The organism is Shewanella sp. CG12_big_fil_rev_8_21_14_0_65_47_15 (assembly GCF_002783505.1).
GTDB lineage: Bacteria > Pseudomonadota > Gammaproteobacteria > Enterobacterales > Shewanellaceae > Shewanella.
Map to the genome: position 1 here is coordinate 22,682 of NZ_PFGL01000025.1, position 26,913 is coordinate 49,594.

Consider the following 26,913-nt stretch of genomic DNA (forward strand, 5'->3'; position numbering starts at 1 on the left):
GGTTAAGGTTTATTCGCCCCATTCGCCAACGCATACTGCGCCAATTCGGTTTCGCTGAGTGCGCCCTGGGAAAGCGCACTAAAGTCGATGCGGGTCATATCCTGTGGGCTCACACTCGACGCTGCGCTCAGCAGCACTAAGGATTGCAACACATCGCTCCCCTCTAACACCATATTGGCGATGGCTTTTTTCATTAAGGGATCTTTGGGCGTTAGACCCAATTGCCATTGGCTGTCTGGACTCAAGTTCTCAGGGCTTAACTTTTCTGTGTTTAACTTGTCTGTGTTTAACTTGTCTGTGTTTAACTTGTCTGTGTTTAACTTGTCTGTGCTGAGGAAGTGCAGCTCGAAGTTTTCGCTTAAACCGGAGATATCACCGCCGAGCATAGCGCGCACTAGGCTGGGTAATAAATCCCCCATAGCGGCAGCGCTCGCCGAGGCATCGGCCTTACTGACCTGAACTCGACCTTGGCTATCGCGCTGGATCAGTTGCTTATCCTTTAAAATCAGCAGGGATTCGAAGGGCTTTATCTGTTGCCAGATCAGCCCTTGCTCTTTGTCGAAGATAAACTGGCCTTGGCTGATTAACGGCTTTTTGAGCACCTTTAATTGCCGGGATTGCACAAACTGACCTCGCACCGTTTCGCCCAAGTTAAGTTTTTGGCTCAGGGTCACAAGCTGCGAGGTATCCGCACTTTGGCTAAAGAGTGCTTGATAAACGCCGGGCGCGGCAAGCTTGTCACTTAAGGTTTCAGCCTTGAGTGGCTGGCTTATTAAAGCAAAAGCTAAGCAGAGAAATAATGCACACTTTCTCAACACAGGATTCTTCGCCAGTACAGGGCTCTTCGTCAGCAAGGCGTTCATTAGTCTTCAACCTTAGCGAGCAGGGTGGCGATTTTGTCACGGAACACATCAGGGGTAACAAAGCACAATTCTTGGGTGCTCATATCGACCGCCGCTTGAATGGTATAACCCTTAGTGATGCGCGCACCGGTTTCGACATCGCGAATTTGATAATTGATTTTTAAGCGGTTTTCCCACTCGACTAGCTCGGCGCGCACTGTGATTTTTTGCTCGAAGGTGCTGGCTTTGACGTACTTAATCTGCACATCGACAATCGGCCAGGCATAGTTAGATGCTTGCATTTGGCGGTAGTTGTAGCCCAGTTCATCGAGCAGTTTACAGCGGGCTATTTCGAAATAACGCAGGTAATTGCCATGCCAAGTGATCCCCATAGAATCCACATCGTGGAAGGGAATTTGCATTTCCATATCGATAGTGAGCAATGATTTCATCGGCACACTTCCCATTCGCCCGCTTGGATTTTAGCTATGGTTTGGCGCAGCACGGCTTCGAGCGGCCTATCTTCGATTAAGGTCTCAAAATCGGCGCGCACTTGAGCGAGGGTTTTTGCTAACGATGGCGTGAGCGAGGCTTCGTCTAATTCATTTTGGGCGATACGCAGGCCAATGCCTTGGGTCATGGCGAGCAAGGCTGCTGCGGCGACTTGTTCGGTCAATTGGAGCACGCGCATACAGTCGCGGGCGGCGATAGTGCCCATGCTCACCTTGTCTTGGTTATGGCATTCGGTCGAGCGAGAGAACACGCTGGCGGGCATAGTGTGTTTGAGCGCTTCTGCCGTCCAAGCCGACACGCCAATTTGTACCGCTTTAAAACCATGATTAATCGCGCGGCGCGGGCCGGTTGAGCCGGATAAGTTGGCAGGTAAGCCATTGTTAAACTTAGGGTCCATCACTAGCGCCATTTGGCGGTCGATAAGATCGGCCAAGTTGGCCACAGTATTCTTGAGTGAATCCATCGCAAAGGCGATATGGCCGCCGTAGAAATGGCCACCGTGGAGAATATGCTCGCCTTCGCCGTCGACAATTGGGTTGTCGTTGGCGCTGTTGACTTCGGTTTCGATAAACTGACGCATAAACGGCAGCGCATCCTGCAATACGCCGATAATGTGTGGCGCGCAGCGGATGGAATATCTGTCCTGCAGGCGATCCGAATTACGTGGATGTTCGTGGTGATTCAAGTCTTCCCGTATCCAAGTCGCGATTTGGTTTTGTCCGGGATGCGGTTTAGCGGCAAATAAGATTTCATCAAAATGGTTCGAGTTGCCTTTTAGGGTTAACGAAGCCATAGCGGTAATACGGCTACTTAAGCGGGCAAGATATTGGGCGCGATCGAAGGCTAAACAGGCTAAAGCCGTCATTACGGCGGTGCCGTTCATCAGGGCCAAGCCTTCTTTTGGGCGCAGGACATGCGGGGTGATGTTGAGCTTTGCGTACACATCTTGAGTCGCTTGGCGCTCACCTTGGTAAATCACTTCGCGCTCGCCGACTAATACTGCGGCCAAATACGACAACGGCGTTAAATCCCCGCTGGCGCCGACCGAACCTTCCTCTGGGATCACTGGCACTATGTTGAGATTGAGCAAGGTTTCGATGCGCTTTAATAGCTCATAGGTCACGCCAGATTTACCAATGGCTAAGGAGTTTAAACGGCAAGCCATCACAGCGCGGGCCTGCATTATGCTTAAGGTCTCGCCTAAACCGCAGCCGTGGAAGCGGGTTAAATGCAGCGGTAATTCGTGGACCAGATCTAAACTCACATTGACTGTGCAAGAGTCGCCATAACCTGTGGTTACGCCATAGACCACGCCTTCTTCATGCAGCAGGCTATCGATAAAGCGCGCACCTTTTTGGATATATGCTTGATAATCCGCATCGTCACAGAGTTTGACTTTAGCACCCTTAGCAACGGCGACGACTTGCTCTAATGTGAGTAACTGGCGGCCAAATTCGATTGGCGGCTCAGTGGTTGTCGTTTGAGTAACTGCGTGGCTCATAAATGCTGTGTCCTGTCTGTCTTATGATCCTGCTCTGGGATCGGCGATGATGCTGAAGTTGTCGGTAATGGATTAGGCTGTACTAACTGCGATGGGGCGCGTTGTTGCTCGCTGTCTTTGCGCCAAAAATCGAAAAAGTTAAACCATTGCAAAGGCTCGCGTCTGGCAAAGTATTCTAAACGTTCGCTGTAGCGATTTACCGCCTGCTGTAATCTGTCCATTCTGCCCGCCCTTGGGCCTTTCAGTGTTTCGGCGAAGCGTTCTAAATGCACCCGATAACGCCCTTGTTCCCGCAGGCAAAACATTAAAAATACGGGGCAATCGAGTAAGCCCGCCAAAATAAACGGCCCTTGGGGAAACGCGGCATCTTGGCCCATAAAGGGTGCGTACATGACGCGGCCTTGGGTATTGGATGAGGTTCTATCGCCCGCGATCACCACTAATTCACCGTCTTCTATCTTTTGCTGCAACAGCATAGACGTTGCAGGGTTCAGTTCGGTCACTTGAATAAGATTGAGCGTGCTATCTGGGTTTAACTGTTTGAGTACCTTATTAAAATTTTCCGCATGGCTCGTTAACACCATGACGTTGACTTTGACTTTGCGCTGGTGGATTGAAATGGCGCGGCAAAGTTCTAAATTGCCAAGGTGCGACACTAATAACACCGCGCCTTTGCCGCTTTCGAGCTGGTCGGCCAGCACTTGGCGATCGGGGAAATCCACTTGGCTCAATTGGATGCGATCGCACCAGGCATCGATTCTATCGAGCGCCGCATTGCCAAAGGCTAAAAAGTGATTCAGGCTATCGCGCCAGCCCACGGGCCGATTGAGTTTAGGATGTTGCGGCTCAAGTTTTTGCACGCGGCGCAGAAAATCTAACGAGGCTTCACGGGTGACTTTGCCTGTGAGGAAAAAATAGCAAATCACCGGATACATAATGGCGCGGCACAACCAATGGCCGCCAAAGCGATAGCTCTCGGCGAGCAGTTTGATGCCCCAGTAACTGCCGCGCTCCTTCATGCCCGACCAATGGGTGGTCGCAGTTGTTTGCGGCTTCGATGAGGTCTCTGAAATATAGGCTTGTTGCTGCGATTGTTTGCGTTTCAGCAGCCAGGGCAGGCGTTTGAGCATGCCGAAAAACAGTCGTGTGTGTAGCTTAGAGATGCGCACATTATCGGCCACAGCTTGAAAGTGGCTGACGCCGCCTTCGGGGTAAATCACCTTAGTCGGTTGGAATAAAATCTCCACCCCTTGCCAGTAGAGTTTGACTAGGATTTCGATATCAAAATCCATTCGCTCGGTTAAGGCTTGCTGGCAGAGTAATCGTTCGGTGGCGACCAGCGGATAAACGCGAAAGCCACACATAGAATCTTGAATATCAAAGCTTAAGGTTTCGACCCATACCCAAAAATGGGTCAAGTAGCGTCCATAAAGCCTGCCCTTAGGCACGGATTCATCGTACTCAGGTTTGCCTGAAATCAGCGCATCGGGTTTAGCCTGCGCCCTTGCTAGCATAGCCGGAATATCGGCGAGATTGTGTTGGCCATCGGCATCGACCTGCAGCGCATGGCTAAAGCCATCGCGGTAGGCACGGCGCAGCCCCGTCATCACGGCGGCGCCCTTACCGCGATTGTAAGGATGTTGCAGCAGCGTCACCCAAGGATAGGTTTGGGCTAAGGATTGCAGCAGATAACGGGTTTCATCATTGCTGCCATCATCAATCAAATAACAGGGCAGATTAAACTGGGCGAGTTCGGCCAAGGTCTGGGCAATCGCGGCGCTGTGATTGTAATTGGGGATCACTAGGGCGAGCTTAATGGGCGCCGACTCAACGAGGTCGCTGGGTGGCGTTAACACTGGCTCGCTCCGTTATTGTTGACATCGGAAGACTGATTGACCCATGACGAGGCATCAAAGGCGATACGGCCAGACGCGTAACGCTTGTCACCATCGCTATAGGCGAAGGTGAGTTTTGCCTTAGCGGCATTATTGCTAATGCTTAAGGTGACTTCTTGGCCCGGCAGTATGAGTTGCTGAAACTTAAGCACTTCTAAGTTAGCGACCGCCTCTGAATAACCGAAATGTTGGCAGCCTAAACGCACCGCCCAATCTAATTGGGTCACGCCTGGCAACACGGCTTGCTCGGGGAAATGCCCCTTAAAATACTCAAGGTCGGCCGCCACAAGGAGGCGAAATTCAATTGTATCAATGCCGATATTGGAATGCAGGATCGGCGGTAGACTCGATTTAATCATGGTCAAATAACTCAATTAACTCGGCGGTGACACGCTTACCCTGAGTGTTCAGCGGCAAAATATCCGGATAACGCCAGCGGCGTGGCAGGGTGACGCGCTCAAATTGGGTCAGTAAATGTGCTTTTAGGGCATTGTTAATACTGAGTTTACCCTGTTCTTGGTGCACGCTACGCCCCAGTGCCGAGAGGGTTACGACCGCGCCCAATTGGGATTTAAACTGCGGCAGTACCACAAGTGCGGCTTGTTCGACGTAGCTGTGGCTGCACAATAACGTTTCCATCTGCGCCAGCGACAGGCGTTTTTCCTCAATCTTAACGATGCGATCGAGTCGGCCCTTGAGTCTAAACTGGCCATTCTCGGTTGGTTCGATTCTATCTTCGCAGCGCAACCATTCATCGTCGGCCAAATAGGGCGATTTCAGCAGCAGGGCGCCGTCGCTCGGATCTTGGTCTATTGAGATGCGGTCAAACACTTGCCAAGGTTCATCGGCCTCATGTTGACGGCGATAGGCGATGCCACCGGTTTCTGTGCTGCCAAAAATTTCGATGGGCAGGTGACCATAGCACTGGTTGACGCCCTTGGCCGCGGCAAAACTTAATGGCCCGCCAGAGCTAAACACTAGGCTCGGTGAGCGCAGTTGCCGCTCGTGTTCTAGCGCTTTAGGCAGGCGCGACAATTGGGCAGGGCTACTGATCAAACACAGGTTTGGCAGCAAGGCAGTGTAATAACTTAGGGTTTCTGGGTATTCAATTTGCTCGCTTAAAAACGGTCGACTGGCGGCGAGCGGCCACAAAATCTTGAATAACAGGCCATAAATATGCTGGTGAGAAACCGTTGAAACCACACTGCAATGGGGCAAATGCTCTGCAAAAGTCTGTTCGAGCACTGATACTTCGACATCTAATTGCCTGAGTGTTTTACGGATCGCCTTAGGTTCGCCGCTGCTACCGGAGGTAAAGAGCACTAACTCGCCGATAGCCGCACTCACGGGCCAAGGTTTACTCGGTAGGCTCAGCTCTTTTTTTAGCAGCACAAAAGCCTGACTTTCACACAATGGCTTGTCCGACAAGATACCTTCAAACTGGTGGGTTAACTCGCTCAAGGTGCCGGTTTGGGTGTTGGGAGGCAGGATAATTTCCTTGCCCGCTAATAGTGCGGCACACAAACCCACGGCGAACAGATCGCTGGTATCACTGGCGAGCAGCCATTTCTTCTCGGGTGCGGCCTGCAGTTGCTCATAAAAATGCGCCACCTGATGGGTAAATAATGCACCTGTGACTATGTCGTGGTGATTAAAGCTGATCAGTTGTTGGGCAAAGGGCCCTTGGGTTAACCAGTTTTTGAGTAGCTGTGTCATGTTTTCTTCAACCAAAAGCTGCGATATAACCATTCCCCACCGAGGAGCAGTCCCATGAGTACGTATGCAATCAAACCGTTATACAAGGTCCAGGTTGCTAAGCTAGTAAAGCCTGCGGTATAAGCCGCCATAGTGCCATTGAAGATAAATAAGCCGCACCAGAGTAGGGTGACTTTCTTAAGGTACCCAATGGCTTCATCCGGTAAATCGGGTTCTTTCAAGCGGGCTAAACGCTCGATCATGCTAGGCCCACTGTGCAGTGAATAACTGAACAGCGCCAGCATAGTGAGATTTATCACCACAGGATAATACAGCAGCCAGTCGCTGCGCTTGGCAAGATAACTGCCTGCCGTGAGCGCAATCCCCACTAAAAGTGGTAAAACTAATGTCTTAACTCTTTGCTTTTGTAACATTAACCGCACTATCAGCAATAAACACAACATGAGCGCTATGGTGCCAGCGGGCAAATAATTCAGCCCTAAATACACGGCAACCGGATAGGCCAGCACTGTGAGGGCGGTTAACGCCTGCAGTAAGACTCGCATTAGCCTTTAACTAACCCTTCGATGGCATTGACTACATCCTTGACTGTGCGCACCGATTTAAAGTCATCGGGTTGGATCTTTTTGCCCGTCAGTTGTTGCAGCTTAATTACCAGATCGACGGCATCAATACTGTCGAGATCGAGCTCTTCATACAGGTTGGCTTCAGGCGTAATTGCCTCGGCCTCAATTTCGAATTCGTCCACTAAAATACTGGTCAGCATGGCGAGGATTTGTTCACGATTTTGCATATTCCTCTCCTATGGACGCTGGGATTCAATAAAGCGCGCTAAACTGGCGACACTGTAAAAATGGGCCTTAGTGGCATCAGAGTTTGCTTCGATTTTGACATCAAACTTTTTCTTGATGGCTAAACCGAGTTCGAGGGCATCGATGGAATCTAAACCAAGACCTTCGCCAAAGAGCGGCGCATCTGTCTCAATATCATCAATACTGACGTCTTCAAGATCGAGGCAGTCGATGATTAACTGTTTAATTTCATTGTTTAAGTTCATAATTATTTTCGAGTTGTTGTTTATAATAATGTTCAAGATCCCGCGTGAGTTGCCGGGCCATTTTTGCATGCTCACCTAAAGCCGCTGGGTACTTTAGGTGAGAAATTGTTGCGCCGATTTCAACGGCCATACCCATGGTTTGCCTTGGGATCTCATACCAAGGCTGCTCCTTTGTCAAACCACGCACATTGGTACGTAAAACCACAGGTAAAATATCGGCTTCTGCCCTTAAGGCGATATTGGCTGCGCCACGGGCAAAGTCGTTAATGGTCGCACCGAAAACCGTGCGAGTCCCCTCGGGGAAAATAATCAAGTTAGTGCCCCGAGCGAGCACTTGGCGGCAATCCTCTAGCATCAATTCGGCGCCGCGATTAGGGATATAACCCGCGCAGGACACGACACCGCGCAAAAATGGATTACGCCACAGCCCCTGTTTAACTATGCAGCCCGCATTGGGTATTAGGCTTATCAACACCACCACATCCACTAAGCTGGGATGGTTGGCAATAACGATAACACCTTTAGCATCATGTAATTTTTGCGCGCCGTGGCGGCTGACCTTAATCACGCCCGCCCAAGTAAGCATAGCGACAAAGCCTTTGAACATCAGATGCACGGCCTTTTGTACTCGAATAATCCGCGCCTCGGGTGTGCCTGGCCAAAAGCGTAGCAGCGGCAGAATGGTCAAGGAACTTAATAAACCGCCTAAGCCAAAGGCGATATAACAACTTACGCCGCCGAGCCAACGGGGGAGATAATGTAGCCCTTCGCGGCGAGGTTCTGGCGTCGCATAAGCCACATTGAGTCCAAAACACTTTTGCGGACTCTGCGCCGGGTTAGACATGCTCTAGGCTCCAATGCCATTGGGACAGGCAGCCAGAAATATTTTGCGCCGTCGCCAGGGCGTGGATAAATGCGCCATAGGTCAGAGGGCTTAATGTCGTTGTCTCAGAGATGCGGCTGATTGTGAGCTTGGCTGCAGCGGGGACATCGAAGGGCGCGAGCTGTAGACCTAGGGCCAAAGGCAATTCAGTTTCTTGGGTAAACTCATCGTACACAGGTGGCACAGGATCATCACCGAAGACCAATAGCAATGGCTCGGGTGATTGATGTAACTGGGCGAAGGCTTCAACCATAGCTTGGGACAGGGTTTCTGTGCCCGCCGCCACTGAGGTTGAAGGCGCGGTATTGGCCGTTACTATGCCGAAAATGCCGCTGGCGGTGTTGTGCACCGACTGACTAAAGCCTAAGGGCGATAAGGGCTGTTTGGCGATAATGTCTTCGAGTAGTCCAATAGTGCGCGGCAACTCGCCGTGGCGCGAGGCAAAAATAGAGCGGCAGTTTGGCGCCATATTGCACTGAAAACCCGCCTCTAGCATCATCTTAGTCAAGCGGCTAAAGCGGCGACGCTGCATGGCTGGCACTTGTTTGAGTGCCGGGGCCGCACTCTCTGAAAGTATGGTGTCTGACGGAGTTGTATCGAGACTGGAGGCAGCCGAGTCTTCGCACCAACTTTGCCAGCTATCACTATGCGGATATTGAGGCGTCCATGCGCCCCAGGAGAGAATGCTGAATGTTAGTTGCACTACTTTGCCTCGACACTAGTTTGCAGCTGTCTTAGTTATCCCTAACTAAGTTAACACTTTGGTGAATGGAGCGGTCGTTGGCTATTTACGCGTTGGATATAGCGCGTTCAATCCGCCTTTTAGTGGGCGCCATTCTACACCAAGCCCCCCATTTTTATGAAGCCATTTGCTTAATGTGGGTTAATAAAATGCAATCAAGCTCGCGTGAATCACAGTTGAATAACACTCTTTTCAGTGTTGTATGCCTAAATAACTGCTCATAATGATGCTACATCGCAGGGTATCCATGCAGGCACCATTAACTCTTCCTGAGGGCTCCACCGCGCCAAATGTATCCATACACAAAAGCCAGTTCGCCCTCCATGGCTCACGTTCGCAGCGTATCGCTATGCGATGCTCACCATGGCGCAGAGGGCCTGCTTACCGATGCCCTGCTCACCCTATAAAGTGGCCTACAATTCGAAACGATTTAGTTCGGCTGGGTCAAATTAATCAAAAAGGCGCACTTAGGCGCCTTTTAACCACAGTCGTTAGGGCAATTACTGCGCTAGTTGATTTTCGAGTTTACGCAGCGCAATTTTTACTTTGCGGGTATTTTCTGGTCCCATGCGGATCAGTAGTTTTTGCGCGCTGGGTAGGGCCTCTAAATTTGGGTCAACAAATTGGTAGTTAACACTAATAGAGTTAAGTTCGATGGGTTCTTCAATAATGGGGGCTGCGAGTAATATTTTAATCGCCTGCAGCATTCTGTCGTTGAAGTTGGCATTGCTATAGCCAAGTTCTGTGAAGGCCTCGTTGAGTAACGGCGTCAGTTGCTTATAGGTGTTCAGTAAACTCTGCTCGTCCATGTTGGCTATCACAGTCGCATAGGCATCATATCTATGGTAACTGTCTGGATTTAAATAAACCTTATTGGTGATTTCCGACACTGTGAAGAGCTTTTCAGGCCCCTTAATTGGGCTTACCTTACGGGTCAATTCGCCCTGGGCCAAGTTATCCACGAACACCACAAATTGACGGGCGAGATCCTGAGTAATTAATGATGAGCCCACGACATTGTTATTGATGATGGCGAGTGCTTTTTGGTGAACAAATTCATCGCTCTCCGCCAGTGTAGGTATAGGTTCAACCACGACGGCAGGTTCAGCCTCGGTGGCCGGGCTATCGGTCGTTTCCGCTAGGGTCTCAGGTGTATCGGGTAGGGACTGTGTGGTTTCTGGCTCGGGTGTGCTTTCGAGCGTCATAGGTTCGGATGATGGCGCTTCGGGCAGCACAATAGGTGCGTTAGGGATCAATTTAGGCGAGTCTGAACCACCGCTATAGTAATAATATCCACCGGCGGAAAGGAGTACGACGAGCACTATCGCAAAAAGCGCGAAGCGATTGCTACTACTAGAAGAAGTTTCTTGAGGTGTTATTCTATCGTCTTGATTAACTTGCATTTTATATCCTTCGCTTGGGCGTCAAGGTAACGTGGTGAATACATGCAGCTAACATTAGAGTGCAAGGACGGACTTATTTGAAGGCCGTTGGTTCATTTTGCAAGTTTCCATGCGCTTGTCTATAGCGCCTAGCTGAACATATCGCATTTATTTTGAGTATTGAGGCTGGCGGTCTTGTGCATTTGCTACCTAAGCCTGTACATACTGTTGTCTGTGCCCTAGCCAGCGATGAATGATGGCATCGACTCGCTCGGGAGCTTGCAACATTACATGGTTCGCCAGTTTTTGAATGTGGGGAATGAGGGCTTGATCCCGCACTAGGTCGGCAATTTTCAGTTCGGCCAGCCCAGTTTGTTTTGTGCCGAGCACTTCACCCGGGCCGCGAATTTCTAAGTCTTTTTGGGCAATCACAAAGCCATCGTTGCTTTGTCTGAGCACATTGAGCCGTTGGCTGGCAGTGTGACTCAGCGGCGCCTTATAGAGTAACACACAATGGCTCGCTATGGCGCCGCGGCCGACTCGTCCACGCAGTTGATGCAGCTGCGCTAAGCCTAAACGTTCAGGGTTCTCAATGATCATCAGGCTGGCATTGGGCACATCGACGCCGACCTCAATCACAGTTGTTGCCACCAGCAGATGAATCACCCCAGCCTTAAAGTCGGCCATGATTTGTTGTTTCTCGGCGCTCTTCAACCGGCCGTGCACTAGGCCGATACTCAGTTCGGGCAGGGCGAGGCGCAGTTCTTCGGCGGTGTCTTCGGCGGCTTGGCATTCGAGCACTTCGGATTCTTCAATCAGGGTACACACCCAATAGGCCTGACGTTTATCTGTGATAACGGCATTGCGTACTCGTTCGAGCACTTCGTTGCGGCGTGAATCGGCAATGGCGACTGTGGTCACTGGGGTCCGTCCCGGCGGCAGTTCATCGATAATGGATGTGTCGAGGTCCGCATAGGCCGTCATTGCCAGCGTGCGCGGGATCGGCGTTGCCGTCATGATCAATTGATGCGGATGGAAACCTTGGCTCACACCCTTTTCCCGCAGACCTAAGCGTTGGTGCACGCCGAATCTGTGCTGCTCATCTATGATAATTAACGCGAGTTTGCTAAAGATTACATGCTGCTGGAAGATGGCATGGGTACCAATCACCATCTGGGCTGCGCCCGATTCAATATCCTCAAGGGATTGGGTTCTGGCCTTGCCTTTGAGTTTACCCGCAAGCCAGCCCACCCTTAGCCCGAGTGGCTCAAACCAGGCGGCAAAGTTGGCCGCATGTTGCTCGGCTAATAATTCGGTCGGTGCCATCATGGCCACTTGATAGCCATTTTCAATCGCTTGCAGCGCGGCCATCGCAGCGACTAAGGTTTTACCTGAGCCGACATCCCCCTGCACTAAGCGCATCATGGGATGGGGCTTTTCTAAATCTTTGCCTATATCGACAACGACTCTTTGCTGTGCTCCCGTGGGTTTAAAGGGCAAAGCGGCGAGGAAGGGATTAAGCAACTGTCCGGTGACGGGCATGGTGACAGCTGCGTCTAAATTACTGCGCTGCCTTAGGCGTAACATGCTGAGATTATGGGCGAGTAATTCTTCCTGCACGAGGCGCTGCTGGGCTGGGTGTTGGCCTAACTCTAAATCGAACTGAGAGATCCCCGCTGGAGGGCGATGCAACGTCTGCAGCGCTTGTTTAAGGCTGATATTGTTAGGTTGCAACTGCGGTGGCAGTAGCTCAGTTAAACCACCCTCTTCCAGTAACACTAAGGCTTGTTCCGTTAGCTTTATCCAGCTCGCCTGCTTTAAGCCCTCTGTGGTGGGGTAAATTGGCGTTAGGGTATCGCTTAGGTGAACATCTTCACCGGGATAGACGACTTTATATTCTGGATGCACTATCTCGGCCTGATGGCTACCACGGCGCACTTCACCGTAGGCGCGGATCATTAAACCATTTTGCATGGCATTGCGCTGGGCGACGGAAAAGTTAAAGAAGCGCAGGCTTAAGCTGCCAGTGTCGTCGCGCACATTGCAGACCAACATGCGTTTGCGGCCTTGGATGATTTGTGTCGATTGAATTTCGGCTTCTATCGTGCCGTAACCGCCTAGGCTTAGGGCGGCAATCGGATAGATTTGGGTTCTGTCTTCGTAGCGCAGGGGAAGGTGAAACAGCAGATCTTGTACTGTCGTGATACCAAGCTTGGCGAGTTTCTCTGCGACCCGTTTAGCGACGCCTTTGAGGTCGGTGATCGGAACAAGATCCAATTGCTGCAAGTCGTTAGCACTCAATCACTGTTAATTTATACATATACTAACAGAGTATATGCGTAAGGCAATCTTAGGGTGGGCTTTACGCTTGGTGGCCCGTTTCATAAATATTCTGCCCATAAAGTTCACTTTGTATCATTTTGTGGTTTAATCGAACTATCTGTTGCTATTGGGGATATTTAGGCAACGATGCGGTAACAGGGTTGTGAATCGATAATAATAAAGTGATCTCGGATGAAGGATAACGTTTGGGGGAACACGGTCGAGGAGATCTCGCCTATGCGTTTATGGACATTATGCTGTCTCTCTATATGTGTTTTTTTTAGCGTATCGGCGATGGCTAAACTCGATGTCGTGTTCTTTAATCCCGGTGCCGCAGAGGACAGTTTTTGGGGCGATGTCGATAAGTTAATGTTAGTCGCATCGACCAAGCTGGATATTAATCTCAATATTATTCACTCCGATCGTAATCACTTCAAAATGATCACCCAGTTCGCTGAATTATTAGACAATTCACCCTCTCTTCCCCATTACGTTATCTTGGTAAATGAAAAGCAATCGGCACTTAAAATGCTACAAATGCTTTATCCGTATCCCATTTATGTGCAGTTAATTTTAAATGATATCTCCGTTGGTGAGCGTGATATCTTGCTGCAGGATCCCCACTGGCAGGAATACCTATTACCCGCCATTATTCCCGATAATTATGCGATTGGTTCGGCAACCGCTAAATCTTTGCTGGCCGATTTAAAGGATAAAGAGGCTAAGGTTTTATTAATTTCGGGCGATAAATCGACGCCAGCATCTGTGTTTCGCACCCAAGGCGCCCATGATTATTTCTTTATGCAGGCTAATGCAACTGTGGTGCAAACGGTCTATGGCCAATGGAGTGAGGATATTGCCTATGGTCAGGCGTTGACATTGCTTGGCCGTTATCCCGATCTCAATGTGATTTGGACCGCCAGTGATCGTATGGCAATAGGTGTGCTTAAGGCATTGAAAGAAAAAGGGCTACAGTCGGGTAAAGAGGTATTCGTCAGCACGATTAACACTTCACCTGACATTTTACATCTCCGCCGTGAACATGCGATAAGCGTGCTCGGTGGTGGGCATTTTTTAGCGGGAGCCTTAGGCTTAGTACAGTTGCAGCACTATCAACGGACGCGAAAATATATTCCCTATGAAGGGGTCGCGTTATTCGATGTGCTCAGGCCAGATTCGGCTTTTTATCAGATGCTAGTCGCTAGGGATTGGCCCGCCATTTTTCAGGCTGAAATTTTGGATAAATTGCCGCCACAATAATACCTAATAGGTCTCAATGAAACATAAGAATCATTCCATTAGTCACCGAATGACGCTCACCATTATCGGTGTGAGTTCATTTTTTGCGGTGTTAACTATGCTGGTGCAACTGATATGGAATTATCAGGACAGCATCGACAATGCGACGGCGGATATTCGGGAGTATTCCGAGTCTATTCTCCCTAGTATTGCCAAATCACTCTGGGATGTTGACCGTAGTTTACTCTCCGATTTGCTATCGGGCTTAGGTATGATGCCTATGGTATCGAGCGTGAATTTGGAGAGTATTGACGGAGTTGCTATGCAACTGGGGAGGCCTATCCGTGGCAGTGATGGGAGTCAGACGCTGTTTCATTATGCGGTTGAATATCAAGAGCAGCAGATTGGAACTCTCACCGTGGGTCTAGATACGAATAAGCTGTACTACGAGTTATGGCAGCAGTTGATCATTATCGTCCTAGGCAATGGGCTTAAAACCCTACTGATGATTTATCTTATCCTCACTCTCGTACGTTTACTGGTTACGAGCCGTTTGTCGGCATTAGAAGGTTTTGCCAACCAAATCAATCTTCATTCCCTTAAAAAGCTGTCGGTTCCCGAGGCGATTGTGGCAAACCCCGATGAAATCGGCCATGTCGCCCAGTCACTGCAGGCCATGTACCAGAGGATCCGTAACGATTTAGCCCTGAATAAGTGGCAGCAGAGGGCGTTACAACAACAGCAACACCAACTGGAACGTCTGGTCGAGGAGCGCACTCAAGAACTCAATTGGCAGTCGCGGGCGAACCAATTATTGGCTGAAATTTCACTGCAATTTCTCAATATGGATACGCTCAGGCTGGATGAAGGCTTGGCCGAGATCAGCCGTAAAATTGGGGTGTTATTCGATGTCCAGAGGGTGAGTATACTCGAATTTACTCAGGGGCAGGCACAGTATCGCAGTCTGTGGGCGAGTGAGCCTAATGCCGAGCAGATCCAAGGTATTTCCGTTGAAAATGTCACCCTACTGGCACAAAAATTTGCAACGGAATCGATCCTAGTGATTGAAGATATTGGCTCTTTAAAGTCGCTTTCACCGAAGGAATATGGCGTGATGCGTTCGGTGGGCATATGCGCCATTGCCGCTTTTGCGATTAAAAATGCGGGTAACTTGCTGGGATTATTGTCGTTATCGACTGTGACTCGCCCGTTAAATTGGAACATGCAAAAGCACATCATGTTGACGCAATTTGCCGCCGCATTAAACGAATTATTGTTACGCGCAGAAAAAGAGCGGCAAATGTTGGGCTTGCAGCAAGCCTTAGTCTCAGTGAATGCACAGTTGCAGGTCATGGCCGAAACGGATGAATTGACGGGATTAACCAATAGACGTCCCTTTACCCACACCTTAGAAGCCGTATTGCAGGGCAAAGTGCCCGCCGGATTGTTAATGCTGGATATCGATTATTTTAAGCGTTACAACGATACCTATGGCCATCTTGAGGGAGATTCAGTGCTAAAGCGGGTGGCCGAGGCGTTAATGCACAGCGGCATATTACCGCAGGGGGCTTTACTCGCAAGAATTGGTGGTGAAGAGTTTGCCATAGTGCTCGAGCGAGTCACGCCGGGTCAATTAGGGGCGATTGCGAACCAATTATGTTACCAAGTTGCGGAGTTAAATATTCCCCATAGCGGCTCGCCTATGGCCAAAGTGACCACTAGCATTGGCGGGGTTTATCTAGCGCTCGATACCCAATCTGGGCTGAAAATGGCGGATGTGCTTCGCCGGGCGGATATGTGTCTTTACCAGGCGAAGGACAAAGGGCGTAACACTGTGGTGGTCGAGATAAACCCATGGGGCTAAGTCGCTTTTACTGAGCGGGTGTTAGCGGGTTTATTTCTGATTTTTGCCTGCTATAATTGCCGCCCTTTATTTCCCATCTTTAGGTTTGAGCGTGTCAAAACGTGGTAAAAATGCGGCAAATGTGGTGTCGATTTTTAATATCGATGATTTGTCTACCTGGCAAAAGTACCGTAAAGGTCTGTGTGACACTTGCCATGCCACTTGCTGCACCCTGCCCGTCGAAGTCACTGCCAGTGATCTAGTGCGTATGGCATTAGTGGATGAGTTTGAAGCCGAAGGCGATCTAAAAGCGATTGCTAAGCGCCTACAAAAAGCCCGCTTAATCGATAATTTTAATCATAAAACCGCTATTTTTACCCTAGCACGTATGGCGAATGATGATTGCCTGTTTTTGGATAGCAACACTCGCCGCTGCACTATTTACCACCAACGCCCCGAGACTTGCCGTAATCATCCTCAAATTGGCCCTAAGCCAAATTTTTGCCCCTATCGCCCGCGGGTGTGATCTGTTGAGTGCTCAGGTTTGCTTGTTCTCTGTAAACGCTGATGTAGTAATTCTTTTATAATTATCTATTTATAGATTCTGATAAAATAATTAACGGGTGAGTTTTCAGCCTTTTCGACACCAAAATGTCACTTAAATGATGGACGCTCATCGGCATGACAGACGGGTGGCGAGAGCAGAGTCACGCATAACTGAGCGATTAGCAGATATACTAGACACATATTTACTATCGTCTTGAATTCAACTGACACGCGAGCCCTAAAACGCGGGTTGGTCCTAGTTAGTCCAGTGTTAAACAAAAGGTGTTACATGAGTCTCTTTGATAACGTGATGATTATATTGTGCTTGATCGGCGCGAGTTGTTTTTTCTCTATGTCAGAAATTGCCCTAGCCGCCTCGCGAAAAATTCGTCTACGTCAGTTGGCCGATGAGGGGGACACTAGAGCAGAAAAAGTGCTGCATTTGCAGGCCCATCCGGGGAGCTTTTTTACTGTGGTTCAAATTGGCTTGAATGCCGTCGCCATTATGGGCGGTATTGTGGGTGAATCGGCTTTTCGTCCCTATTTCTATCAATTCTTAACCCCTTGGATAAGCGATCCTTGGTTGAGCCAAGTCAGCTTTTTATTGTCATTTGTGTTGGTCACTAGCGCCTTTATTCTGGTGGCCGATTTGATGCCAAAGCGTATTGCCATGGCGATGCCTGAACCTGTCGCTCTAGCGGTGGTTGGCCCCATGAGCATCTGCATTACGCTGCTGCGGCCTTTAGTGTGGTTTTTTAATGGCATGGCGAGTGGCATTTTTAAACTGTTGCAAATTCCGACCGCCCGCAATGACGAAATCACCTCCGACGATATTTATGCCGTGATGAACGCCGGAGCCGAAGCCGGGGTACTGGATAAGGGTGAGCAACAAATGATGGAAAATGTGTTTGAAATGCAAACCGTTTCAGTCACATCCGCCATGACGGCCCGCGAGAGTCTAGTGTACTTTTTACTGCAGGACAGTGAAGAAGATATTAAACGTAAGATCGCCGAAGATCCCCACACTAAATTTTTAGTCTGTGATGGTCAGTTGGATATGATCAAAGGGTTTGTGGATGCGAAAGAACTGCTGATCCGCGTGATCAATGGCGAGAACATCACGCTCAAAGACAGTAGCTTAGTGCATACCTCACTGATCATTCCCGATACCTTAAGCCTGTCAGAGGCGATGGAATACTTCAAAAATAGCCGCGCCGACTTTGCCGTGGTGATGAATGAATACGCCCTAGTAGTGGGGATTGTGACCACCAACGATTTACAGCGCGCCGTGATGGGCGCGTGGTCGCTGCACGAGAGCGAAGAGCAGATCATCGCCCGTGATAGCAACTCTTGGCTAGTCGACGGGGTGACGCCTATTACCGACGTGATGCGCGCCTTCGGCATCGAAGAATTCCCGCACAATCAGAACTATGAAACCATCGCCGGTTTTATGATGTATATGCTGCGTAAAATCCCCAAGCGTACCGATTTCGTCAACTATGCCGGCTACAAGTTTGAGGTGGTCGATATCGATTCGTACAAGGTCGATCAGCTATTGGTCACTCGTATCGATGCTAACGATAAATTGATGTCGCCAGATACCTAAATCACTTCTAAGAAAGCGCTCAGTATGGGGTCATCCAGTCGTTTCACCTTGCAACAGCAGCCGAGTTCAAAGGGCGGTATCGCAACGGGAGAGGCGAGTAACTGGATGCGATCCCGCACTGGGCTGTTATTGATCACCACTTCTGGGCTGATGCTCACGCCGCAGCCTAACGCTACCATAGAGGCGATCGCTTCTTGGCCCGACACTTGGGCATAGATATTAGGGCTGATGCCCATTTGTTTAAACCAGTTATCGGCGCGGCGCCGTCCGGGGCCATGATCGGGAATGATAAAGGGCACGCTCGACCAATCGATGGGCGTTTGGCTAATTTGCTGCTGCACCGCGCAGCGGATAGTCGGCGCAATAATCGACAGCGGCACATCGTCGATTTTGGCAAAGTGTAAGCTGCTCGGAAACGGATCGGGTAGGGCGGCGATGGCGATATCGGCGCGATTCTGCTGCACTTCGGCCAGCGCGTTCGCCGCATCTCCTGTGGTTAAGGCTATTTCGACGAAGGGATGCTCTTGGCGGAATCGATCCAACAAACCCGGTAAATGACTGTAGGCGGCGGTGACCGAGCAATACAGATTTAACCGACCGCGCAGCACGTCCTGTTTAAGATCGATACTGTGCTTGAGTGTGCTCCAATGGTTCAAGGTCTGCTCGGCGAACAGCTTAAACTCACGCCCAGCATGGGTTAAGGTCACGCTGCGATTGTCCCGCTCGAGCAATTTCGCGTTCACTTCCTCTTCTAATCTTTGCAGTGCTCGGCTTAGGGTCGATGGGCTCACATGCATCTGCTCCGCCGTTTTGGCGAAGTGCAAACTGTCACATAAGTGCAGGTACAATTTGAGGGTACGAATATCCATAGCTTATCCTGTTTAGTTTGAACTTAAGCCTAGCTTGAGTGACGGCGTGATTCGGTGCTGCATATTGGTGCCGATATTACTGCCAGTGTTACTGATCATGATTGCAATTGACGTTGCTAAAAACGCAATATGAGGTTTCGAATATATCATTTTAAGCAATGATAAGCATGGGTTATAGTGATTTCAATCACAACCAAGTCGTAACATTATGTTAGTTTGGTTGCGTCCAAAATTTCTGACTTATAGGTGGTATATCAGATGGCTAACTATTTTAACTCTCTGAATTTACGTCAACAATTAGCACAGCTTGGCCAATGTCGTTTTATGGATCGCTCTGAATTTGCCGACGGCTGTCACTACATCAAAGATTGGAATATTGTTATTTTAGGTTGTGGTGCCCAAGGCCTTAACCAAGGCTTGAACATGCGTGATTCGGGTCTGAATATCTCCTTTGCCCTGCGTCCTGAGGCGATTGAACAGAAACGTGCCTCATGGCAGAAAGCGACCGACAACGGTTTTTGTGTCGGTACCTTTGAAGAATTAATCCCTACGGCGGATCTGGTGCTTAACCTGACGCCGGACAAGCAGCATTCCAACGTGGTTAACGCGGTTATGCCACTGATGAAACAAGGTGCTACCTTGTCCTACTCCCACGGCTTCAACATTGTTGAAGAGGGAATGCAAGTTCGTCCCGATATCACTGTGGTGATGGTTGCCCCTAAGTGCCCAGGCACTGAAGTGCGTGAAGAATACAAACGTGGTTTTGGTGTACCTACCCTTATCGCGGTTCACCCAGAAAACGATCCAAACGGTGACGGCTTAGAGATTGCTAAAGCCTACGCCAGCGCCACGGGTGGTGACAGAGCCGGTGTTCTACTGTCGTCTTTCATCGCCGAGGTGAAGTCGGATCTGATGGGCGAGCAGACCATTCTGTGCGGTATGTTGCAGACGGGTGCCATCTTAGGTTATGAGAAAATGATCGCCGATGGCGTTGAGCCAGGCTACGCGGCCAAGCTTATCCAGCAAGGTTGGGAAACGGTCACTGAAGCGCTGAAACACGGCGGCATCACTAACATGATGGACCGTTTGTCTAATCCAGCCAAGATTAAAGCATTTGAAATTGCAGAAGATTTAAAAGAAATCCTCCAGCCATTATTTGAAAAGCACATGGATGACATCATCAGCGGCGAATTCTCTCGCACTATGATGCAAGATTGGGCGAACGACGATGCGAACCTGCTGCGTTGGAGAGCCGAAACTGGCGAAACAGGTTTCGAAAATGCCCCCGTATCGAGCGAGCATATCGACGAACAAACCTATTTCGACAAAGGTATTTTCCTTGTCGCTATGATCAAAGCGGGTGTGGAACTGGCGTTCGATACTATGGTGTCTGCGGGTATAGTGGAAGAGTCGGCTTATTACGAGTCACTGCATGAAACACCACTTATCGCCAACACTATTGCCCGTAAGCGTTTGTACGAAATGAACGTGGTGATTTCAGACACGGCCGAATACGGTTGCTACCTGTTCAATCACGCCGCCGTGCCACTGCTGCGCGATTACGTTAATGCCATGTCACCTGAGTATTTAGGTGCGGGTCTTAAGGATAGTTCCAACAGCGTCGATAACCTGAAACTCATTGCCGTCAATGATGCGATTCGCCACACAGATGTGGAATATATTGGTGCCGAACTTCGCGGTTATATGACTGAAATGAAAAGTATTGTTTGAGTTAAATTGACCAAATAAAGGCTGATATAAAATGCCAAGACACTAGGATCAGGTGCTTGGCATTGTTGAAAATTTTACCTGCTTCGTGGGTTGTCGAGCGGGCAAAAACGACACAGTTAGTGAGTCTATGGTTCAGTAGGTGAATCGCGCCGACTGAGGCTCAACAGTTAACGTTTTACCTTGTTGTTTTGCATTGTCTCGGCAGGGAAGCTGAATTTTTTTTGACAAAAGATATTTTTTATTGTGTTTGGCTGTCGCTTTATGGTAAAGCTAATAGCTCGCAACGGGCAGAGCCCTGCGACTTATTATTTAAGCGATACTCATATTTCAGAAAACACCGATTAGGGATCCATATTGATGTTTAACCAAGCTGCCAAGCTCATTCTCGTGATTATTACCGTCGTGATTATTAAATCACAGCGGGGGCGGCGCATGGCGAACTGATAGACCTAAAAGGTTAAAAGTTTCGAAAGAACCCCCCGCTCCGAAAGGACCGGGGGGTTCTTCGTTTCAGGGGCTAAGTTTTAAAACCTAAGTTTTTTAGACCAGTTTCGAAAGAGTAAAAATAGTCGATTTTCGGCAATTCAGGACTAACGTAGCGAGAAAGAATATGGAACCAGGGCAGATGATCAGAGGCGCAGACGCGGTAATCAAAGTGTTAGCAGCACATGGCGTCACCACAGTGTTTGGTTACCCAGGTGGTGCCATTATGCCAATCTACGATGCCCTCTATGGCAGCCCCGTCGAACATCTGCTCAGTCGTCACGAACAAGGCGCCGCCTTTGCCGCAGTAGGATACGCAAGAGCCAGCGGTAAAACTGGCGTGTGCTTTGCGACCTCAGGCCCTGGCGCGACTAACCTGATCACCTCCCTTGCCGACGCGCTGTTAGATTCTGTGCCTATGGTGGCCATCACAGGCCAAGTCTCTACCGCCGTTATCGGCACCGACGCCTTTCAAGAAATCGACGTGTTGGGCATGTCACTGAGCTGCACTAAGCACAGTTTTATGGTGACAGACGTCAACGACCTGATCCCAACCTTGTATCAAGCTTTCGAAATCGCCGCATCCGGTCGCCCTGGCCCTGTGCTGGTCGATATCCCGAAGGACATTCAACTCGCTCACCTCGAATATCGCACACCTTTGCTGGCCGTCATGAACGAACCCCAAGCCGAGATGAATGATATCGACGCCGCCCGTGCGCTGTTGGCTGAAGCGAAACAACCTATGTTGTATGTCGGCGGTGGTGTCGGCATGGCGGGCGCGGTCGATCAACTGCGTGAGTTTATTAAAGTAACGGGTATACCTTCGGTCGCGACCTTGAAAGGACTGGGCAGTATCGCCCACGGCACGCCCGGTTACTTAGGCATGTTAGGCATGCATGGCGGCAAGGCTGCCAACTTAGCGGTACAGGATTGCGATTTGTTGATCGTGGTGGGTGCTCGTTTCGACGACCGAGTCACTGGCCGTTTAGCGAGCTTTGCCGACAAGGCCAAAGTGATCCATTTAGACATAGACGCCGCCGAACTGGGCAAACTGCGTATGCCAGAGGTGGCAATCGCCGGTGACTTACGCCAAATCCTCCCCGCCTTAGCCATGTCGATGAACATCACGCCTTGGCAGGCCGAGGTGGAGCATTTATCCCGTAAGCATCAATGGGATTATCAACACCCCGGCAGTTTGATCTACGCCCCCGCACTGCTGCGCCGTTTAGCCAATAAATTACCCGAAGACAATGTTGTTTGTTGTGATGTAGGCCAGCACCAAATGTGGGTCGCCCAGCATATGTGGTTCCGCCGCCCAGAGGATCATCTGTCCAGCGCGGGCTTAGGCACTATGGGCTTTGGTTTGCCCGCCGCCATTGGCGCGCAAGTGGCCCGCCCCGATGCCACTGTGGTGACTGTCTCTGGTGATGGGTCTTTTATGATGAATGTGCAGGAACTGACCACCATCAAACGCCGCAAGCTGCCAGTGAAAATCGTGCTTATCGACAATCAAAAACTCGGCATGGTGAAGCAGTGGCAGCAGCTATTTTTTGAAGAGCGCTACAGCGAAACGGATTTATCCGATAACCCAGATTTTGTGCAATTGGCCTCCGCCTTCGATATCCCCGGCCGCACGATTTTCTCTTCCGACGAAGTGGAAGAAGCCTTAACCGAAATGTTAGCGGCTAAGGGCCCGTATTTATTACACGTTGCAATCGACGATGCTTTTAACGTTTGGCCACTGGTGCCCCCCGGCGCATCAAACAGCGATATGATGGACGAAATGGAGAAACAAACATGATCCACTCTCTGGAATTAACGGTTCAACAACGCCCCGAAGTGCTTGAGCGTGTCCTGCGCGTGACTCGCCATCGTGGCTTTAGGATTACCCAAATGCAGATGCGCATGAACGACGATGCGAGCCTGTCGCTGGATATGGAGGTCGATAGCGAACGTGCCATCGAACTCTTAAGTAATCAGCTGAATAAACTGATTGATGTGACTCAGTGTAAGGTATTGTTACCACTGAGCTTGCAACAAACGGCGAATGCGTAAGCCTGCGCCATAAGAATTAAGAATACGATTTTTCGATTTGAGATAAAGGATACAGTCAATGCCAAAGTTACGTTCAGCTACCAGTACCGAAGGCCGCAATATGGCGGGTGCCCGTGCGTTATGGCGCGCCACAGGGGTGAAAGACAATGATTTTGGTAAGCCAATTATCGCCATTGCTAACTCCTTTACTCAGTTTGTACCGGGTCACGTGCACTTAAAAGACATGGGCTCACTGGTGGCGAGCGCCATCGAAGAAGCGGGCGGTATCGCCAAAGAATTCAATACGATCGCCGTCGATGATGGTATCGCCATGGGCCACGGCGGCATGCTTTACAGTCTGCCATCGCGTGAGCTTATCGCCGACAGTGTGGAATACATGGTTAACGCCCACTGCGCCGATGCCTTAGTCTGTATTTCCAACTGCGACAAGATCACCCCCGGCATGTTGATGGCGGCGCTGCGCCTCAATATCCCCGTCGTGTTTGTGTCTGGTGGACCGATGGAAGCGGGTAAAACTAAGCTGTCGGATAAGCTCATCAAGCTCGACTTAGTCGATGCTATGGTGGCGGGCGCCGACTCGAACGTGAGCGATGAAGACAGTGCCAAAATTGAGCGTAGCGCGTGCCCAACCTGTGGATCTTGCTCGGGTATGTTTACCGCGAACTCAATGAACTGTTTAACCGAAGCCCTAGGGTTATCGCTGCCGGGTAACGGCTCTATGCTGGCCACCCACGCGGATCGCCGTGAGCTATTTTTAGAGGCGGGTCGGCGGGTGATGGCGCTGGCAAAGCGTTATTATCATCAAGATGATGCATCGGCATTGCCACGTAATATCGCCAGCTTCAAAGCCTTCGAAAATGCCATGACCTTAGATATCGCCATGGGCGGTTCATCTAATACCGTATTGCATTTATTGGCCGCCGCGCAGGAGGCCGATGTTGATTTTACCATGGCGGATATCGACCGTATGTCGCGCCTGGTGCCGCACCTTTGTAAGGTCGCACCCTCGACGCCTAAATATCATATGGAAGATGTGCACCGTGCGGGCGGCGTGATGGGGATTTTAGGCGAACTCGACAGAGCCGGATTACTGCATACCGATGTGTTTCATGTGGCTGCCGATGAAGGCGGCAATTTAAAGTCGGTGCTGGCGAAATACGATGTGATGCAGACCCAAGATGAAACAGTAAAACACTTCTTTATGGCGGGGCCTGCGGGCATTCCGACCACTAAAGCCTTTAGCCAAGATTGTCGCTGGACTTCGCTCGATGATGACAGACGAGAAGGCTGTATCCGTAGCCGCGAGTTTGCCTTCAGCCAAGAGGGCGGGCTTGCCGTATTATCGGGCAACGTGGCCGAGAATGGCTGTATCGTTAAAACGGCGGGCGTGGATGAATCGAATCTGACTTTCGTTGGCTCGGCGCGCGTCTATGAAAGCCAAGATGACGCCGTGGCGGGCATTTTAGGCGGCGAAGTGGTGGCAGGTGATGTGGTGGTTATCCGTTACGAAGGCCCGAAAGGTGGCCCGGGTATGCAAGAAATGTTGTATCCAACCAGTTACTTAAAATCACGCGGTTTAGGCAAGGCCTGTGCGCTGATCACCGACGGTCGTTTCTCCGGTGGTACTTCAGGTTTATCTATTGGCCACGTATCACCCGAAGCAGCGGCGGGTGGCACTATTGCCTTGATTGAAAATGGCGATCGCATCGAGATTGATATCCCCAAGCGCAGTATCAAGCTGGCGTTAACTGATGCCGAATTGGCCGCTCGCCGCGAGGCCATGTTAGCGCGTGGTCCAATGGCGTGGAAGCCCATAGGTCGAGAGCGTTATGTATCACTCGCGCTTAAGGCCTACGCCATGCTCGCCACCAGTGCCGATAAGGGCGCGGTGCGCGATCGCAGTAAACTGGAGGGCTAATATGTTGCCACTTGCCTCTATGTCTACAGCATCGCAAGCTCAGGCGGATTTAGCCCATTTTCAGTTGGCACAAAGCTATCTGCAAAAAATCCTGTTGTCATCTGTGTATGACATAGCGAAAGTGACGCCGCTTTCAAGCATGAACAAGTTATCGGCGCGTTTAGGTTGTCAGGTATTTTTGAAGCGCGAAGATATGCAGCCAGTGCATTCCTTCAAGTTACGCGGTGCCTATAACCGTATTGCCCAGTTGACGAAAGAAGAATGTCAGCGCGGCGTGGTGTGTGCTTCGGCGGGCAATCATGCTCAGGGTGTGGCGATGTCGGCGGCGAGTCGCGGTGTGGATGCTGTGATTGTGATGCCTGAGACGACGCCCGACATTAAAATCGATGCGGTGCGCCGTTTAGGTGGCAACGTGGTATTGCACGGCCAAGCCTTCGATCAAGCCAATGGTTTTGCGATGGCGATGGCTAAAGAAGAGGGCCGAGTCTATATCGCGCCCTTCGATGATGAAGCTGTGATCGCAGGCCAAGGCACTATCGCCCAAGAGATGTTGCAGCAGCAGCGCGATCTCGAAGTGGTATTTGTGCCCGTGGGCGGCGGCGGTTTAATCGCGGGTATCGCAGCCTATTACAAGGCGGTGATGCCGCAGGTGAAAATTGTCGGCGTCGAGCCAGAAGATGCCGCCTGTTTAAAGGCGGCGATGGAAGCGGGCGAGCCGGTGACACTGGCGCAAGTCGGTTTATTTGCCGACGGTGTGGCAGTAAAGCGTATCGGCACTGAACCGTTTCGAGTCGCCAAACTGTATGTCGATGAAGTCGTGACTGTCACTTCGGATGAAATCTGCGCTGCGGTGAAGGATATCTTCGAGGACACCCGTGCGATAGCCGAACCCGCTGGGGCTTTGTCCTTAGCTGGGCTTAAAAAATATGTCAGCGCCAATGCCAGTGGCGACAGCGGTAGAGGTGAGAAAGTCGCGGCGATTTTGAGTGGCGCCAATGTGAATTTTCACAGTCTGCGTTATGTGTCTGAGCGCTGCGAACTCGGCGAGCAAAAAGAAGCTGTATTAGCGGTGAAAGTCCCTGAACGTCCGGGAAGTTTCTTAAAATTCTGTGAGTTACTCGATAAACGGGTGATGACGGAGTTCAACTATCGTTTCAGTAGTCGCGATCTGGCCGTGGTGTTTGCTGGCATTCGCTTAAGCCGAGGCCAAGGTGAGCTAGAACAAATCATTGCCACCTTAGAGGCCAATGGCTTCGAAGTTCAGGATTTATCCGGCGATGAAACCGCCAAATTACATGTGCGCTACATGGTCGGCGGGCATCCACCCGAGCCCTTAGAGGAGCGTTTATTTAGCTTTGAGTTCCCCGAACATCCCGGCGCGCTGCTGAAGTTTTTAACTACCTTGCAGAGCAAATGGAATATCAGTTTATTCCATTATCGCAACCACGGCGCGGCCTTTGGCAGAGTGCTGGCGGGATTTGAAGTGCCCGCGGCGGATGCCTTGCCGTTCCAACAGTTTTTAACTGACTTGGGTTTTGTCTATCAAGAGGAAACCCAAAGTCCTGCCTATCAGCTGTTTTTAAATGCGGGAAACGGCAACAAAGTCTTATAGCATTAGTGATGAAGAACATAGCTGCACTCGGCACAATGACATTTTAGGCTCAAGTTAAGTCAAAGTTAGGCTAAAGGAGGGGCGCACAGGCGCCCCTTTTTGTGGTAGTTTTGTAGACTTAATACTCTAGCCGCCGATTAGCGTGTCACGTTAAGTGG

General features: G+C 50.3%; 23 protein-coding genes. 9 read left to right on the plus strand and 14 right to left on the minus strand.

Features of this window, described 5'->3' with window-relative positions:
• Window positions 1-2: 2 nt before the first annotated feature.
• The 13 genes from COW15_RS07410 to recG all read right to left on the minus strand — a co-directional run bounded on the left by COW15_RS07410 (window position 3) and on the right by recG (window position 12,817).
• Window positions 3-863: an outer membrane lipoprotein carrier protein LolA gene (locus tag COW15_RS07410; RefSeq protein WP_293631374.1), complete on the minus strand. Its 861-nt coding sequence runs from the start codon at window positions 861-863 to the stop codon at window positions 3-5.
• Window positions 863-1,294 (minus strand): acyl-CoA thioesterase, encoded by a 432-nt coding sequence (locus tag COW15_RS07415; RefSeq protein ID WP_293631376.1) that lies wholly within the window; start codon window positions 1,292-1,294, stop codon window positions 863-865. The genes COW15_RS07410 and COW15_RS07415 overlap by 1 nt, the downstream gene beginning before the upstream one ends.
• The gene (locus COW15_RS07420; RefSeq protein WP_293631377.1) at window positions 1,291-2,856 is read right to left on the minus strand and encodes an aromatic amino acid ammonia-lyase; all 1,566 of its coding nucleotides are present in this window, start codon (window positions 2,854-2,856) and stop codon (window positions 1,291-1,293) included. Before COW15_RS07420 ends, COW15_RS07415 begins: the two co-directional genes overlap by 4 nt.
• Window positions 2,853-4,712, minus strand: a complete 1,860-nt coding sequence (locus COW15_RS07425) for a glycosyltransferase family 2 protein (RefSeq protein WP_293631378.1) — start codon at window positions 4,710-4,712, stop codon at window positions 2,853-2,855. The genes COW15_RS07420 and COW15_RS07425 overlap by 4 nt, the downstream gene beginning before the upstream one ends.
• Window positions 4,706-5,110 carry a thioester dehydrase gene (locus tag COW15_RS07430; protein ID WP_293631380.1) on the minus strand — a complete coding sequence of 135 codons (405 nt, stop codon included), beginning with the start codon at window positions 5,108-5,110 and terminating at the stop codon, window positions 4,706-4,708. Before COW15_RS07430 ends, COW15_RS07425 begins: the two co-directional genes overlap by 7 nt.
• Window positions 5,103-6,467, minus strand: a complete 1,365-nt coding sequence (locus COW15_RS07435; RefSeq protein WP_293631382.1) for an AMP-binding protein — start codon at window positions 6,465-6,467, stop codon at window positions 5,103-5,105. Before COW15_RS07435 ends, COW15_RS07430 begins: the two co-directional genes overlap by 8 nt.
• Window positions 6,464-7,012: a hypothetical protein gene (locus COW15_RS07440; protein WP_293631384.1), complete on the minus strand. Its 549-nt coding sequence runs from the start codon at window positions 7,010-7,012 to the stop codon at window positions 6,464-6,466. Before COW15_RS07440 ends, COW15_RS07435 begins: the two co-directional genes overlap by 4 nt.
• Window positions 7,012-7,260: an acyl carrier protein gene (locus COW15_RS07445; protein ID WP_293631386.1), complete on the minus strand. Its 249-nt coding sequence runs from the start codon at window positions 7,258-7,260 to the stop codon at window positions 7,012-7,014. The genes COW15_RS07440 and COW15_RS07445 overlap by 1 nt, the downstream gene beginning before the upstream one ends.
• Before the next feature lie 9 nt (window positions 7,261-7,269).
• Complete coding sequence (locus COW15_RS07450) at window positions 7,270-7,524, minus strand: phosphopantetheine-binding protein (protein WP_293631388.1); 255 nt, start codon at window positions 7,522-7,524, stop codon at window positions 7,270-7,272.
• Complete coding sequence (locus COW15_RS07455) at window positions 7,508-8,368, minus strand: lysophospholipid acyltransferase family protein (RefSeq protein ID WP_293631389.1); 861 nt, start codon at window positions 8,366-8,368, stop codon at window positions 7,508-7,510. Before COW15_RS07455 ends, COW15_RS07450 begins: the two co-directional genes overlap by 17 nt.
• Window positions 8,361-9,110 (minus strand): beta-ketoacyl synthase chain length factor, encoded by a 750-nt coding sequence (locus tag COW15_RS07460; RefSeq protein ID WP_293631390.1) that lies wholly within the window; start codon window positions 9,108-9,110, stop codon window positions 8,361-8,363. Before COW15_RS07460 ends, COW15_RS07455 begins: the two co-directional genes overlap by 8 nt.
• A gap of 539 nt (window positions 9,111-9,649) precedes the next feature.
• A complete protein-coding gene (locus COW15_RS07465) occupies window positions 9,650-10,552 on the minus strand; it encodes a DUF3014 domain-containing protein (RefSeq protein ID WP_293631391.1) in 903 nt (300 codons plus the stop codon).
• Window positions 10,553-10,741: 189 nt separating this feature from the next.
• Window positions 10,742-12,817, minus strand: a complete 2,076-nt coding sequence (gene recG, locus COW15_RS07470) for an ATP-dependent DNA helicase RecG (protein ID WP_293631393.1) — start codon at window positions 12,815-12,817, stop codon at window positions 10,742-10,744.
• A gap of 273 nt (window positions 12,818-13,090) precedes the next feature.
• Between recG and COW15_RS07475 the strand changes: the two genes are divergently transcribed.
• From COW15_RS07475 to COW15_RS07490, 4 genes are all read left to right on the plus strand, one after another.
• Entirely contained in the window at window positions 13,091-14,113 is a 1,023-nt protein-coding gene (locus COW15_RS07475; protein WP_363700012.1) for an ABC transporter substrate-binding protein, read from the plus strand.
• A 16-nt stretch (window positions 14,114-14,129) separates the two neighbouring features.
• Window positions 14,130-15,956, plus strand: coding sequence for a GGDEF domain-containing protein (locus COW15_RS07480; protein ID WP_293631397.1), 1,827 nt, complete (start codon window positions 14,130-14,132; stop codon window positions 15,954-15,956).
• Window positions 15,957-16,047: 91 nt separating this feature from the next.
• Window positions 16,048-16,461, plus strand: coding sequence for a YkgJ family cysteine cluster protein (locus tag COW15_RS07485; protein ID WP_293631399.1), 414 nt, complete (start codon window positions 16,048-16,050; stop codon window positions 16,459-16,461).
• 309 nt (window positions 16,462-16,770) lie between these two features.
• Window positions 16,771-18,087 (plus strand): hemolysin family protein, encoded by a 1,317-nt coding sequence (locus COW15_RS07490; RefSeq protein WP_293631401.1) that lies wholly within the window; start codon window positions 16,771-16,773, stop codon window positions 18,085-18,087.
• Here COW15_RS07490 and ilvY read toward each other — a convergent pair.
• On the minus strand, window positions 18,084-18,956 hold the full coding sequence (gene ilvY, locus COW15_RS07495; RefSeq protein WP_293631403.1) for an HTH-type transcriptional activator IlvY: 873 nt from the start codon (window positions 18,954-18,956) through the stop codon (window positions 18,084-18,086). The two genes, COW15_RS07490 and ilvY, sit on opposite strands and share 4 nt — an antisense overlap.
• A gap of 258 nt (window positions 18,957-19,214) precedes the next feature.
• Between ilvY and ilvC the strand changes: the two genes are divergently transcribed.
• From ilvC to ilvA, 5 genes are all read left to right on the plus strand, one after another.
• Entirely contained in the window at window positions 19,215-20,687 is a 1,473-nt protein-coding gene (gene ilvC / locus COW15_RS07500) for a ketol-acid reductoisomerase (RefSeq protein WP_293631405.1), read from the plus strand.
• Between the two features lie 610 nt (window positions 20,688-21,297).
• The gene (gene ilvG / locus COW15_RS07505; protein WP_293631407.1) at window positions 21,298-22,971 is read left to right on the plus strand and encodes an acetolactate synthase 2 catalytic subunit; all 1,674 of its coding nucleotides are present in this window, start codon (window positions 21,298-21,300) and stop codon (window positions 22,969-22,971) included.
• Window positions 22,968-23,225, plus strand: coding sequence for an acetolactate synthase 2 small subunit (ilvM, locus tag COW15_RS07510; RefSeq protein ID WP_007651625.1), 258 nt, complete (start codon window positions 22,968-22,970; stop codon window positions 23,223-23,225). The genes ilvG and ilvM overlap by 4 nt, the downstream gene beginning before the upstream one ends.
• Before the next feature lie 58 nt (window positions 23,226-23,283).
• Entirely contained in the window at window positions 23,284-25,143 is a 1,860-nt protein-coding gene (ilvD, locus tag COW15_RS07515; protein WP_293631412.1) for a dihydroxy-acid dehydratase, read from the plus strand.
• A 1-nt stretch (window position 25,144) separates the two neighbouring features.
• On the plus strand, window positions 25,145-26,755 hold the full coding sequence (gene ilvA, locus COW15_RS07520; RefSeq protein ID WP_293631414.1) for a threonine ammonia-lyase, biosynthetic: 1,611 nt from the start codon (window positions 25,145-25,147) through the stop codon (window positions 26,753-26,755).
• The last annotated feature ends 158 nt before the right edge of the window (window positions 26,756-26,913 follow it).

Bases quoted from the DNA above. Each gene is read 5' to 3' on its own strand.
- COW15_RS07410 (WP_293631374.1), bottom strand. From the start codon at position 863: ATGAACGCCTTGCTGACGAAGAGCCCTGTACTGGCGAAGAATCCTGTG.
- COW15_RS07415 (WP_293631376.1), bottom strand. From the start codon at position 1,294: ATGAAATCATTGCTCACTATCGATATGGAAATGCAAATTCCCTTCCAC.
- COW15_RS07420 (WP_293631377.1), bottom strand. From the start codon at position 2,856: ATGAGCCACGCAGTTACTCAAACGACAACCACTGAGCCGCCAATCGAA.
- COW15_RS07430 (WP_293631380.1), bottom strand. From the start codon at position 5,110: ATGATTAAATCGAGTCTACCGCCGATCCTGCATTCCAATATCGGCATT.
- COW15_RS07435 (WP_293631382.1), bottom strand. From the start codon at position 6,467: ATGACACAGCTACTCAAAAACTGGTTAACCCAAGGGCCCTTTGCCCAA.
- COW15_RS07440 (WP_293631384.1), bottom strand. From the start codon at position 7,012: ATGCGAGTCTTACTGCAGGCGTTAACCGCCCTCACAGTGCTGGCCTAT.
- COW15_RS07445 (WP_293631386.1), bottom strand. From the start codon at position 7,260: ATGCAAAATCGTGAACAAATCCTCGCCATGCTGACCAGTATTTTAGTG.
- COW15_RS07450 (WP_293631388.1), bottom strand. From the start codon at position 7,524: ATGAACTTAAACAATGAAATTAAACAGTTAATCATCGACTGCCTCGAT.
- COW15_RS07455 (WP_293631389.1), bottom strand. From the start codon at position 8,368: ATGTCTAACCCGGCGCAGAGTCCGCAAAAGTGTTTTGGACTCAATGTG.
- COW15_RS07465 (WP_293631391.1), bottom strand. From the start codon at position 10,552: ATGCAAGTTAATCAAGACGATAGAATAACACCTCAAGAAACTTCTTCT.
- COW15_RS07475 (WP_363700012.1), top strand. From the start codon at position 13,091: ATGCGTTTATGGACATTATGCTGTCTCTCTATATGTGTTTTTTTTAGC.
- COW15_RS07480 (WP_293631397.1), top strand. From the start codon at position 14,130: ATGAAACATAAGAATCATTCCATTAGTCACCGAATGACGCTCACCATT.
- COW15_RS07490 (WP_293631401.1), top strand. From the start codon at position 16,771: ATGAGTCTCTTTGATAACGTGATGATTATATTGTGCTTGATCGGCGCG.
- ilvY (WP_293631403.1), bottom strand. From the start codon at position 18,956: ATGGATATTCGTACCCTCAAATTGTACCTGCACTTATGTGACAGTTTG.
- ilvC (WP_293631405.1), top strand. From the start codon at position 19,215: ATGGCTAACTATTTTAACTCTCTGAATTTACGTCAACAATTAGCACAG.
- ilvG (WP_293631407.1), top strand. From the start codon at position 21,298: ATGGAACCAGGGCAGATGATCAGAGGCGCAGACGCGGTAATCAAAGTG.
- ilvM (WP_007651625.1), top strand. From the start codon at position 22,968: ATGATCCACTCTCTGGAATTAACGGTTCAACAACGCCCCGAAGTGCTT.
- ilvD (WP_293631412.1), top strand. From the start codon at position 23,284: ATGCCAAAGTTACGTTCAGCTACCAGTACCGAAGGCCGCAATATGGCG.
- ilvA (WP_293631414.1), top strand. From the start codon at position 25,145: ATGTTGCCACTTGCCTCTATGTCTACAGCATCGCAAGCTCAGGCGGAT.